Source organism: Pseudomonas sp. B20(2017) (assembly GCF_002113125.1).
Classification (GTDB): domain Bacteria; phylum Pseudomonadota; class Gammaproteobacteria; order Pseudomonadales; family Pseudomonadaceae; genus Aquipseudomonas.
This window is the reverse complement of the sequence record NZ_NEJP01000020.1, coordinates 56,598-68,558: the sequence shown is the minus strand read 5'-3', so window position 1 is coordinate 68,558 and position 11,961 is coordinate 56,598. Positions and strand designations below refer to the sequence as shown.

Below are 11,961 nucleotides of genomic sequence, written 5' to 3'. Positions count from 1 at the left end.
CGTTCAGGGCCGCATGAAGCCGTAGTCCTGATCGTCGTCGAGGTTTTCCGCCAGAAAGCGCAACTCGTCGGCCAGGTCTTCGGCGTTGCGCACCGCCTTGCTCTGCTGCACCACCGCACTGAGCAAAGCGCGCAGGCTCAAGCCCGGATCGAACCCCACCTCCTGCGCCATCTCCAGACTCTGCCGGGTTTCCTGCCTCGCCCACTCGTACACGCTCATGCCGCTGCTCCTGAAGGGATTTGGCCGAGCATGAAATGCCGCGCGCTGGGTGGATTTGATGTGGATCAAGACTTGGGATCGTCGTCCTTCCACGGCGCCGAAAGGTAGCGGGTGCGGTTGAAGGTCTCCAGCCATTCCGGGCAAAACACCACTAGCGCGCTGACCACCATGCCGTTGATGAAGGCTTCGGGAAAAATCAGCAGCCACAGGTAACCGATGAAATCTTCCAGCCATTCGGGCATGGCAAAGAGGCCGTCGTACCAGAGCAACGTCAGGCTCAGCGTCAGGCAGAACAACGCCGACAGCGCCGCGGCGAAAAAGCCGGAACAGAAGATGTACACGAACGGATTGCGCGGCTGCGCACGCTCGACCAGGATCGCCACGCATTCGGTGATCAGCACCGGCAACAGGATCAGCAAGGCGCCGTTGACCCCTACCGCCACCAGATCCTGACGTCCCAACAGCACCAGTCCCAGCTGCGCCACCAGTCCGCCGACGATCGCCAGCGGCCAGTCCAGCAACAGTGTCACCGCTGTCATGCCGATGAAGTGGTAAGACACGCCGGTGTCGAAGTCCCTGCGCACCAGCCACAGCAGAAACAACGCGAACACCGTTCCGAACAGCAAGTGCTGACGTCGGTTGTCACTGAACAACTCGACCCACGGTGCGCGTGCAATCGCCCAGAGCAGCACCGGCAGGTAAATCAGCCATCCCAGCAGCAGGCTCGCAGACGACAGCAGCTCGGCGCCGATCATGGGCGAGCCTGCTCCAGCGCCTCACGTAGTTCAGCCGCCTGGGTGTATTCGTGCCGGGCCAGCAAACGCCCGTCCTTGAGCTGCAGCCAGAGCACCGCGCCTTCGGCCCCAGGGTAGCGAGAGGCCACGCGACTTTCGCGATCAAGCAACACTCGATAGCTGTAGTCACGCATCGCCGGAACGGCGAACATCTTCGCGATCAGCGCCGGCATGCGCTGGATATCGGCGACAAACACCGCGTGCCGCGCCTCCAGATAGCCCTTGGGCTGATCGGCCATGGCTTGCTTGAGCAGTTTCGCACCGTCCATGTCACGCGCCACCAACAGCGTCGTAGTGCGGTCATCGAGAGTAAACGGCTGATCGTACTGGTCCAGCAGCGTCCAGGGTGCCAGTCGCTCACCTATTTCCAGCGCATGGGCCCATAGCGGAACGACAGCGAACAACAACAGCCAGCGAAATTTCACATTCAGCCCCTTTCATTCGACGTTGATACACGGTGACCTCAGTCTACACCGCCCCTCCCGACTGCCCACTGATGCACTTTGCCGCGCGAACGCTTTCTGCTTGTCGCAATTGAACGCTAAGCTTGGGCCTATGGATGACTCAGATTATTTACGCCTGCTGACCATCGCGGCCGAGCAAGCCAACGCCTTTCTGTCCAATGCCCGCAAATGGGAGCGTGAGCGTTGGGTCTGCCAGCGTCTGCTGCAAGGCTTGAACATTCCTTATCGCGCCGACGAATTCGCCCCGGCCGGTGAGCCGCCGGACGTGTTGTTTCGCGATGCCAATTTCGAGGTGTTTTTCGTCCTCGACGAGGGCCGTCGGCTCAACGACGAATGGCGCGATGAGCTGCAACGTCGGCGCAGCGCGTTTTCCCTCAGCCAACTGGTGCGGCGTGAAGCCAAGCCCCGACGGATTCCGGCCAATGAATTTCTGCTGAGACTGGCGCCGACCTTGCGCAAGAAAGCGCACAACTACAAGGAACGCGGCATGGACCTCGGCGAGCTGGACATCATTGCCTTCGCCAGCCTCAAACGCGAAGTGCTCGACCTCAACAGCCACTTCCCGCCGCCCACCGAATACCTGCGTCAGGGCTGGCGTTCGCTGTCGCTGGTCGGGCCCACCTTTGCACGGGTGCTTTTCGCCCATCCCGATGCCCCGGATTTTCTGCGCGGTAACCTGGGGCGCAGCATCGTGTTCGATGTCGGGATCAGCCTGTGACGCCACTTCAACAATTGATTGCCGATGTCCCGCAGACCGGATGCGTGCGCTGGATTGGCGTGCGCCCCGAGTCCCGGGGGCCGATGCTCGCACTCGACGCAGTGGAGGCGCGACTTGAAGCCGGGCTCACCGGCGATCACGCTCGGCCCGGTGTGCGAAATGCGCGGCAGGTGACGCTGATTCAGTGGGAGCATCTGGCCGTCATCAGCGCCTTGATGGGCCGTCCCCACGAGCATCCGGTCACGCCTGAAGATCTGCGGCGCAATCTCGTTATAAGCGGGATCAACCTGTTCAGCCTCAAGGGTCGGCGCTTTCGCATTGGTCAGGCGATTTTCGAAACCACGGGCTGGTGCCAGCCGTGCGCGCGCCTGCAGAACAACCTTGGCCCGGGCACGTTCCAGGCCGTGCGCGGACATGGCGGAATCACCGCACGAGTGTTACAAAGCGGGATCATTCGCCTCGGGGATGGCGTGTCTGTCGAACCGGTCCCGGACAGTGGCTATGCTCCTTTCAATCCCGGTTGAAAACCGCTGTAGCTTGTTTTCATTCAGTAACGTCTACCTGACGAGGCCTTTATGACCAGCCGCCTGAACCCCGAAGACCAGAAGCATGTCGAAGAGTACCTGCAGTTGTCCCAACACCGTGTCGAGCGCCGGCCATTCCGGCCGTGGATGCTCCTGGTGCTGGTGCTGGCAGTGACCATTGGTCTGGGCCTGTTGAGCCGATTTATCAGTTACCTGACGCTATGAGCTGCATCGCGCTCGCTCGGGTTACGACGACAAAGATTTCCTTTAAAAACCTTGCGAGCTATCCCTATGTCCCATCGTATCGTCATTGTCGGCGGCGGCGCCGGCGGTCTGGAGTTGGCTACCCGTCTGGGTAAGACTCTGGGCAAACGCGGCACCGCCAGCATCATGCTGGTCGACGCGAACCTCACGCACATCTGGAAACCACTGCTGCACGAAGTGGCCGCCGGATCGCTGAATTCTTCCGAAGACGAACTCAACTATGTCGCCCAGGCCAAATGGAACCACTTCGAGTTCCAGCTGGGGCGCATGAGCGGGCTTGATCGTGAGCAGAAGAAGATCCAGCTGGCTGCCACCTACGACGAAAACGGCGTTGAGCTGGTCCCGGCGCGCGAAGTGCCCTACGACTCGCTGGTGATCGCGGTCGGCAGCACCACCAACGATTTCGGCACCCAGGGCGCCGCGCAGCACTGCCTGTTCCTCGACACCCGCAAACAGGCCGAGCGCTTCCACCAGCAACTGCTCAACCACTACCTGCGTGCCCACGCCGGGCAGACCGATGCGGTCCAGCAGATCAGCGTGGCCATCGTTGGCGCCGGCGCCACGGGCGTCGAACTGGCGGCCGAGCTGCACAACGCGGCTCATGAACTGGCGGCCTACGGTCTGGACCGGATCAAACCGGAAAACATGCACATCACCCTGATCGAAGCCGGGCCACGGGTGCTGCCAGCCCTGCCGGAACGTATCAGCGGGCCGGTGCACAAGACTCTGGAAAAACTCGGGGTCAACGTGATGACTAACGCGTCGGTCAGCCAGGTCACCGCCGACAGCCTGATCACCGCCGATGGCAACGAGATCAAGGCGAGTCTGAAAGTCTGGGCCGCCGGGATCCGCGCACCGGGTTTCCTCAAGGACATCGACGGCTTGGAAACCAACCGCATCAATCAGCTGCAAGTGCTGCCGACGCTACAAACCACCCGTGACGAAAACATCTTCGCCTTCGGTGACTGCGCCGCGTGCCCACAACCCGGCTCGGATCGCAACGTTCCGCCTCGGGCCCAGGCCGCGCATCAACAGGCTTCGCTGCTGGCCAAATCGCTGAAACTGCGCATCGAAGGCAAGACCCTGCCGGAATACAAGTACACCGACTACGGCTCGCTGATTTCGCTGTCGCGTTTTTCGGCAGTGGGTAACCTGATGGGCAATCTGACCGGCAGCGTGATGCTCGAAGGCTGGTTGGCGCGGATGTTCTACGTGTCGCTGTACCGCATGCACCAGATGGCGCTGTACGGCCCGTTCCGCACGGCGATGCTGATGCTGGGCAGCAAGATCGGACGCGGCACCGAGCCACGCCTGAAGCTGCACTGATGTAACACCCTGTGGGAGTGAGCTTGCTCACGAAGACGGTGGATCAGTCGATAAATGCATCGGCTGACCTGCCTCATTCGCGAGCAAGCTCGCTCCCACAATGATTTGTGTTGATTGAAAGTTCTGTTTCCTACTGTATCTGCGCCACACGTTCGCACCTTCGATTACAAACTCCCCCGCTCCTCGACACAGACGCGATACACCGCCACCGCTTAATGGCCACACCCGAGCACACCTGCTCCGGCTTGATCGCCCTTAACGTGTGGTTGCGCTGTGCAACCGAAGGAGAATGCAATGTCCCGTACTTCGAAAATCGGCAAAAACTCCCTTGGCCTGGTCGGTGCCGTACTGGCCGGCGGCCTGATGCTGTCCGGCTCGGTGTTCGCCGCGCAACCGCTGGCCCAGGGCTACATGGTCGCTTCGGCCGAGACTTCGGTGAAAACCCCGGAAGGCAAATGCGGTGAAGGCAAATGCGGCGATGCGTCGATGGCCAAGACCGACACCGATGGCGACGGCAAGGTCTCGCGCGCCGAGTTCCTGAAGGTCGCGCCGAAATCCGACTTCGACAAGATCGACACCAACCACGACGGTTTCATCGACGAGCAAGAGGCGTACAACAACGTCAAAGCCAACTTCGAAGCCAATGGCAAGAAAATGCCGAAAGGTCTGTTCGAACACCTGAAAGACCAGGACGGTGCCTGATTTTTCAGACGCCCGACAAAACAAAGCCGCGCTTTCTCTGACGAGAAGCGCGGCTTTTTCACGTCTGCATGATTACAGCTGGAAGCGCCGCACCATGCCCTGCAAGGCGTTAGCCAGTTGCGACAGTTCATGACTCGACGCGTTGGTTTGATCAGCACCCGCCGCCGAGCGCACCGACAGATCGCGAATGTTCACCAGATTGCGATCCACCTCCCGCGCCACTTGCGCCTGTTCTTCGGCGGCGCTGGCGATCACCAGATTGCGCTCATGGATTTCGTTTACCGAGGCTGTGATCGTCTGCAACGCTTCACCGGCCCGCTCGGCCAGCACCAGCGTGGTGGCCGCCCGCGAGGCACTGGCCTGCATCGACTCCAGCGCCAGGCTTGAACCGTTGCGCATGCCCTGCACCATCTGCTCGATTTCCTGGGTCGATTGCTGCGTGCGATAAGCCAGCGCCCGGACTTCGTCGGCGACAACCGCAAACCCGCGCCCGCTCTCCCCGGCCCGCGCCGCTTCGATGGCAGCGTTGAGTGCCAGCAGGTTGGTCTGTTCAGCGATCGCACGAATCACGTCCAGCACTTTGCCGATGTCTTGCGACTGGTTAGCCAGTGATTGCACCAACTCGCCGGTGTGTTCGACTTCGCTCGCCAAGGCGTTGATGGCGCTCGCGGTTTCGCTGACACGTTCCTGTCCCAGTTGTGCCGACTCGCTGGATTGACGGGTAGCGTCGGACGTCGACACCGCATTGCGGGCGACTTCCTCGACCGCCGTGGTCATCTCGTTAACGGCAGTGGCGGCCTGTTCGATTTCGTTGTTCTGTTGTTGCAGTCCTTGCGTGCTGTCGTGGGTAACCGCGCTCAGTTCGTCGGAAGCGGTCGCCAGCTGCGTGGCCGAGCCGCTGATGCCCTGCAGGGTTTCACGCAGGTTCTGCTGCATGGTCGCCAACGCTTTGAGCAACCGGCTGACTTCATCGTTGCCGTGGGTTTCGATCGGACGGGTCAGATCGCCTCTGGCAACGTGTTCAGCAGCGTCGACGGCGGCGCTCAGAGGGCGAACAATGCTGCGGGTCAGCAACGTCGCAAGGGCCACGGTTGCCAGCGCCGCCAGAGCAATGAATAGGGTCACGATAGTGCGCGAGGTTTCGTAGTGGGCGGCAGAGTTCTGGCTTTCGGCGGCGACCTGGCGGGCGAACAGATCGGCCAGGTCATTGAGTTGTTTGCCAGAGCCGTCGACCACGGTTTTCATGTCGACCAGCAGCAACTTGGTCAGCTCATCGCGCTTGCCTTGCTCGGCGAGGGTGAACGACTGGGCGATCCCGGTACGGTAGGCGGCGAAGGTTTTCTTGAACTGATCGTATAACTGCTGGCCTTCCGGAGTGGTCACCAGTCGGTCGTAAGCGGCGATTTTCTCGCTCAGTTCCTTGTCGCGGGTGTCCATCTGGCTGCGGTACGTGGCGATGTTGGCCGGATCCTGATCCAGCGCCATGCGCAGGGAAATGGTGCGAATGCGCAACATGATCTCGCGAATCTCGTCGCCACCACGAATGCTCGGCAGCCACTGCGTCTCCACTGCCACTTCGCTGTCGCGGATGCTCGACATCTGCCCCAGCGCAAACACCCCGAGCAACGCCACCAGCACCGCGATCAGGGCAAAGCCCAGGGCGGCACGGGGAGCAATATTCAACTGACGAAGCAACATGACGAACGCCCTTTTTCTTGTATTGGCAGAATTCAGGGGCGCTTGATGCGGCAGGCCCCTTTCGTTAGCGGGCTATCGGCAAGTTGTACGACGACTTGAATGAAACATTTCTGGAGGCAAAAAAAATCCCCGTATCTTTCAATACGAGGATTTTTAATATGGTCGGGGTAGGGGGATTCGAACTCCCGACATCCTGCTCCCAAAGCAGGCGCGCTACCGGACTGCGCTATACCCCGGTAAAAAAAAGGCGACCTTTCAAAGATCGCCTTCTTCGATCAGCGCTTTTGGCCTCTGATCTTAAGATTCGATCCCAGTGTTACCTGGTTTCAAAAATGGTGGGTCGTGTGGGATTCGAACCTACGACCAATTGGTTAAAAGCCAACTGCTCTACCAACTGAGCTAACGACCCAAAAATGGTCGGGGTAAGGGGATTCGAACTCCTGACATCCTGCTCCCAAAGCAGGCGCGCTACCGGACTGCGCTATACCCCGGTTTGAAATTGGCTCCGTGACCAGGACTCGAACCTGGGACCCAATGATTAACAGTCATTTGCTCTACCGACTGAGCTATCACGGAACTACATATTTCAATTTACTACGGTGAAACTTGCAGCTTCTCGACACCGTTTTCGCATCGCTGCGTTCGTGTGTCTGAGGCGCGCTATTCTACAACCTAGAACACCTCTGTCAACCCCCTAAATTGCTTTCAAGTTAATGATTTGCAACTTATTTCAGATTTCTGCCCAGTGAGCTGAAACCGTGTTGGTGACTGACTGCGGGGCGCACTTTACAAGCCTTTTCCTTTGAGTTCAACAGCCTGGCGAAAAAAAAGGCCTCGCATTGCGAGGCCTTGATTACTTCACCACCGTCGAGCGTCAGTTGAACGTGATCTCGTCGTTCTCCACCACGCCGGTCGCAGTCTCGCCTGGCAGGAAACGCCCCGACAGGATCAACTGCGCCAACGGGTTCTCGATCCAGCGCTGGATCGCCCGTTTCAGCGGACGTGCGCCATAGACCGGGTCGTAACCGACGGCAATGAGCTTGTCCATCGCCTCCGGGCTCAGTTCCAGTTTCAGCTCGCGCTCGGCCAGACGGCTGCGCAGACGGCCCAGCTGGATCTCGGTAATGCCCGCGATCTGATCTCGCGCCAATGGCTCGAAGATCACCACTTCGTCGACCCGGTTGATGAACTCCGGACGGAAGTGGGTGGAAATCGCATCCATCACCGCTGCCCGTTGTGCTTCACGATCACCGACCAGTTCCTGGATCTGCATCGAACCGAGGTTGGAGGTCATGACGATCACGGTATTGCGGAAGTCCACCGTACGGCCGTGGCTGTCGGTCAGGCGTCCATCCTCCAGCACTTGCAGCAGGATGTTGAACACGTCCGGGTGCGCCTTCTCGACTTCGTCCAGCAGGATCACCGAGTAAGGCTTGCGCCGTACCGCTTCGGTCAGATAACCGCCCTCTTCGTAGCCGACATAGCCCGGTGGCGCACCGATCAGTCGTGCCACGGAATGTTTCTCCATGAACTCGGACATGTCGATCCGCACCATCGCCTCTTCCGTATCGAAGAGGAATTCGGCCAGCGCCTTGCACAGCTCGGTTTTACCGACACCGGTCGGGCCGAGGAACATGAACGAGCCGCTCGGGCGATTCGGGTCGGACAACCCGGCACGGGAACGCCGCACCGCGTTGGCCACCGCCACCACCGCTTCGTCCTGGCCGATCACGCGTTGGTGCAACAGGCTTTCCATCTTCATCAGCTTGTCGCGCTCGCCTTCGAGCATTTTCGACACCGGAATACCGGTCCATTTCGAAACGACTTCGGCGATTTCCTCTTCGGTCACCTTGCTGCGCAGCAACTGGTTTTCGCTCTTGCCGTGCTGGTCGACCATTTGCAGGCTGCGTTCCAGATCCGGGATCACCCCGTACTGCAACTCGGCCATGCGGTTCAGGTCGCCTTTACGGCGCGCGGCTTCCAGTTCCTGACGGGACTGTTCGATCTTCTGCTGAATCTGCGCAGAACCCTGCACCTCGGCTTTTTCCGAGTTCCAGATTTCTTCCAGATCGGAGTACTCACGCTCGTGGCGATCGATTTCTTCTTGGAGTTTCTCCAGACGTTTCTTCGCCGCGTCGTCGCTTTCTTTCTTCAGCGCCTGGGATTCAACTTTCAACTGAATCAAGCGCCGCTCCAGACGATCCAGCACCTCCGGCTTGGAGTCGATCTCCATGCGGATGCGGCTGGCCGCTTCGTCGATCAGGTCGATCGCCTTGTCCGGCAGCTGTCGGTCAGTGATGTAGCGATGGCTGAGCTTGGCCGCCGCGATGATCGCGCCGTCGGTGATCGCCACCTTGTGGTGAACCTCGTAACGCTCCTTGAGGCCACGCAGGATCGCGATGGTGTCTTCTTCGCTCGGCTCGTCCACCAGCACTTTCTGGAAGCGCCGCTCGAGGGCCGCGTCCTTCTCTATATATTGGCGGTACTCGTTGAGCGTGGTCGCGCCGACGCAATGCAGCTCGCCACGGGCCAACGCCGGTTTGAGCATGTTGCCGGCATCCATCGAACCTTCGCCCTTGCCGGCGCCGACCATGGTGTGCAGTTCGTCGATGAACAGAATGATCTGCCCTTCCTGCTTCGACAATTCGTTGAGCAGCGCTTTCAGGCGCTCTTCGAACTCACCGCGATACTTGGCACCGGCAATCAACGCACCCATATCGAGGGACAGCAGACGCTTGCCGCGCAAGCCATCCGGCACTTCGCCGTTGATGATGCGCTGGGCCAGCCCTTCGGCAATCGCGGTTTTACCCACGCCAGGCTCGCCAATCAGTACCGGGTTGTTCTTGGTGCGGCGTTGCAGGACCTGAATGGTGCGACGAATCTCGTCGTCACGGCCGATCACCGGGTCAAGCTTGCCTTCTTCGGCGCGCTTGGTCAGGTCGACGGTGTATTTATCCAGCGCCTGTCGCGACTCTTCGTGGTTGGCGTCGTTAACGGCTTCGCCACCGCGCAGGTTGTTGATCGCATTCTCCAGCGCCTTTTTGCTCACGCCCTGGCCGAGCAGCAACTTGCCGAGCTTGCTGTTCTCGTCCATCGCGGCAAGCAGCACCAGCTCGCTGGAAATGAACTGATCGCCCTTCTGCTGGGCCAGACGGTCGGCCTGGTTGAGCAGACGCGCCAGATCCTGCGACATGTTCACGTCGCCGGTCGGGTTCTGGATTTTCGGTAACTGATCGAGCTCTTTGGTCAGTTCTTTACGCAAGCTGTTGACGTCGAAGCCCACCTGCATCAACAGGGGTTTGATCGAACCACCCTGTTGTTCAAGCATGGCCTGCATCAAATGCGCCGGCTCGATGGCTGGATGATCGTGGCCGACGGCCAAAGATTGGGCATCGGACAACGCCAACTGCAATTTGCTGGTTAAACGGTCTATACGCATGGGTCACCTTCCTTTTGAGCAGGCCGGACCTGAAAACCGTCCTGAATAAAGAAACCTGCCAGATACCGCTATAGATGCGGTCGATTCTGGAAGATTCAAGCGTCAGGGAGTTGATGCAGATCAGAGAGTTTAGCGGGTAAGCCAGATTAAGGAGGCAAAGCGACCGGTGCGTGACGCCCGGCGATAAGAAAAGAAGCGCGGATCGGTCACGGTACAGAAACCGCCACCATAAACAGCGGTGACACCGCGGACCGCCAGACGCAGTCGCGCCAGCTTATAGATGTCGGCCATGAACTTGCCAGCGTTGTGGCTCGGGACAAAGGCTGTCTCGGCTTCGGGCAATTGATTGATGAAGACGTCCCGGACTTCCGGGCCGACTTCAAAGGCTTGCGGGCCGATGGCGGGGCCGAGCCAGACCAGAATGTCTTCGGCAGGCACATCCAGACTGTCGAGGGTGGCTTCCAGCACGCCGGCCGCCAGCCCTCGCCAACCGGCGTGCGCCGCTGCCACGCGAGTACCAGCACGGTCGCAGAACAGCGCTGGCAGGCAATCGGCGGTCATCGCCGCACAGGCGATACCGGGTGTCGCCGTCCAGCTGGCATCCGCCGTGGCCACCACGGACGGATCCGCATACGCCACGGCAATCCCGTGCACTTGCTGCAGCCAGGCAGGCTTTATAGAGAAGCGTTCGGTCAGACGCCGACGGTTTTCGGCAACAGCCTCCGGACGGTCATCGACATGATCGCCCAGGTTGAGGCTGTCGAACGGCGCCTCGCTGACGCCGCCCTCGCGGGTGGTGACACAGGCCTTGACGCTGGCCGGCGCGGGCCAGTCCGGCGTCAGCCAGTTCATCCGACGAATGCCTCGCGATCCTGCTTGAGCAGGGTCAGCAGCCACACCAGATCTTCCGGCAGCGGCGATTCCCAGCTCATGCGCTCACCGGTGGTCGGATGATCCAGCTCGAGGAACCGCGCGTGCAGGGCCTGACGCGGGAAGTGCTTGAGGGATTCGACCATGGTCTGGCTCGCGGCCGGCGGAATGCGGAAACGACCGCCGTATGCCGGGTCGCCGACCAACGGGAAGTTGATGTGCGCCATGTGTACGCGGATCTGGTGAGTACGACCGGTTTCCAGCTTCACCCGTACATGGGTGTGGGAACGGAAGCGCTCCAGCACGCGATAGTGGCTGACAGCCGGCTTGCCGCCTTCCATCACCGCCATGCGCTGGCGCTGCTGGCCGTGACGGCCGATCGGGGCGTTGATCTTGCCGCCGGCGGTCACCACGCCGATCACGATGCACTCGTAGATCCGGCTGACGCTGCGGCTTTGCAGCTGCGCGACCAGCTTGGTCTGCGCCTGAATGGTCTTGGCCACCACCATCAGACCGGTGGTGTCCTTGTCCAGACGATGCACGATACCAGCGCGCGGGACATTGATGATGTCCGGCACGTGGTGCAGCAAGGCGTTGAGCAAGGTGCCATCAGCGTGACCGGCAGCCGGGTGCACCACCAGGCCCGCAGGCTTGTTGATCACCAGAATGTCGTCGTCTTCATAGACGATGTCGAGTTCGATGTCCTGAGCGACCCATTCACCCTGGGCCTCTTGCTCGGCAGTGAGTTCAAGGATGGCACCGCCATGAACGATGTCGCGCGGGCGGATGACCGCCCCGTCCACAGTCAGGCGACCTTCTTTGATCCAGGCGGAAAGGCGCGAGCGCGAGTGCTCGGCGAAGAGTTGGGCGGCGACTTGATCGAGGCGTTGGCCGCCCAATTCGGACGGCACCTCTGCGCGAAGTTCAATTTTATCGGACATGC

General features: G+C 60.3%; 12 protein-coding genes and 4 tRNA genes. 5 read left to right on the top strand and 11 right to left on the bottom strand.

Annotated features, from left to right (window positions below; genetic code table 11):
* Positions 1-3: 3 nt before the first annotated feature.
* From CAF63_RS24705 to CAF63_RS24695, 3 genes are all read right to left on the bottom strand, one after another.
* Positions 4-219, bottom strand: a complete 216-nt coding sequence (locus tag CAF63_RS24705) for a hypothetical protein (RefSeq protein ID WP_007959584.1) — start codon at positions 217-219, stop codon at positions 4-6.
* 65 nt (positions 220-284) lie between these two features.
* Complete coding sequence (locus CAF63_RS24700) at positions 285-974, bottom strand: energy-coupling factor ABC transporter permease (protein WP_085689767.1); 690 nt, start codon at positions 972-974, stop codon at positions 285-287.
* The gene (locus tag CAF63_RS24695; RefSeq protein WP_085689765.1) at positions 971-1,438 is read right to left on the bottom strand and encodes an FAD/FMN-containing dehydrogenase; all 468 of its coding nucleotides are present in this window, start codon (positions 1,436-1,438) and stop codon (positions 971-973) included. Before CAF63_RS24695 ends, CAF63_RS24700 begins: the two co-directional genes overlap by 4 nt.
* Before the next feature lie 130 nt (positions 1,439-1,568).
* On the opposite strand from CAF63_RS24695, the gene CAF63_RS24690 reads away from it, so the two are divergent.
* The 5 genes from CAF63_RS24690 (at position 1,569) to CAF63_RS24670 (ending at position 5,011) form a co-directional block, all read left to right on the top strand.
* Entirely contained in the window at positions 1,569-2,195 is a 627-nt protein-coding gene (locus tag CAF63_RS24690) for a DUF1780 domain-containing protein (RefSeq protein WP_007959580.1), read from the top strand.
* Positions 2,192-2,719 (top strand): MOSC domain-containing protein, encoded by a 528-nt coding sequence (locus tag CAF63_RS24685; protein WP_085689763.1) that lies wholly within the window; start codon positions 2,192-2,194, stop codon positions 2,717-2,719. Before CAF63_RS24690 ends, CAF63_RS24685 begins: the two co-directional genes overlap by 4 nt.
* Positions 2,720-2,770: 51 nt before the next feature.
* Positions 2,771-2,944 (top strand): DUF3094 domain-containing protein, encoded by a 174-nt coding sequence (locus CAF63_RS24680; RefSeq protein ID WP_007909875.1) that lies wholly within the window; start codon positions 2,771-2,773, stop codon positions 2,942-2,944.
* Positions 2,945-3,010: 66 nt separating this feature from the next.
* Positions 3,011-4,309 carry an NAD(P)/FAD-dependent oxidoreductase gene (locus CAF63_RS24675; RefSeq protein ID WP_085689761.1) on the top strand — a complete coding sequence of 433 codons (1,299 nt, stop codon included), beginning with the start codon at positions 3,011-3,013 and terminating at the stop codon, positions 4,307-4,309.
* Positions 4,310-4,603: 294 nt separating this feature from the next.
* Positions 4,604-5,011: a hypothetical protein gene (locus CAF63_RS24670; protein WP_007959573.1), complete on the top strand. Its 408-nt coding sequence runs from the start codon at positions 4,604-4,606 to the stop codon at positions 5,009-5,011.
* Between the two features lie 72 nt (positions 5,012-5,083).
* Here the strand turns inward: CAF63_RS24670 and CAF63_RS24665 are convergent, their stop codons facing one another.
* The 8 genes from CAF63_RS24665 to rluD form a co-directional block, all read right to left on the bottom strand.
* Positions 5,084-6,709 carry a methyl-accepting chemotaxis protein gene (locus CAF63_RS24665; RefSeq protein WP_085689759.1) on the bottom strand — a complete coding sequence of 542 codons (1,626 nt, stop codon included), beginning with the start codon at positions 6,707-6,709 and terminating at the stop codon, positions 5,084-5,086.
* A 159-nt stretch (positions 6,710-6,868) separates the two neighbouring features.
* Positions 6,869-6,945, bottom strand: a tRNA-Pro gene (locus tag CAF63_RS24660).
* Between the two features lie 97 nt (positions 6,946-7,042).
* Positions 7,043-7,118: transfer RNA gene (locus tag CAF63_RS24655), tRNA-Lys, on the bottom strand.
* 5 nt (positions 7,119-7,123) lie between these two features.
* Positions 7,124-7,200, bottom strand: a tRNA-Pro gene (locus CAF63_RS24650).
* Between the two features lie 9 nt (positions 7,201-7,209).
* Positions 7,210-7,285 (bottom strand) — tRNA-Asn (locus tag CAF63_RS24645).
* A gap of 298 nt (positions 7,286-7,583) precedes the next feature.
* The gene (clpB, locus tag CAF63_RS24640; RefSeq protein WP_064382092.1) at positions 7,584-10,148 is read right to left on the bottom strand and encodes an ATP-dependent chaperone ClpB; all 2,565 of its coding nucleotides are present in this window, start codon (positions 10,146-10,148) and stop codon (positions 7,584-7,586) included.
* 129 nt (positions 10,149-10,277) lie between these two features.
* Positions 10,278-11,000: a peptidoglycan editing factor PgeF gene (pgeF, locus tag CAF63_RS24635; protein ID WP_085689757.1), complete on the bottom strand. Its 723-nt coding sequence runs from the start codon at positions 10,998-11,000 to the stop codon at positions 10,278-10,280.
* Positions 10,997-11,959: a 23S rRNA pseudouridine(1911/1915/1917) synthase RluD gene (gene rluD / locus CAF63_RS24630; protein WP_011335991.1), complete on the bottom strand. Its 963-nt coding sequence runs from the start codon at positions 11,957-11,959 to the stop codon at positions 10,997-10,999. The genes pgeF and rluD overlap by 4 nt, the downstream gene beginning before the upstream one ends.
* Between the last annotated feature and the right edge of the window lie 2 nt (positions 11,960-11,961).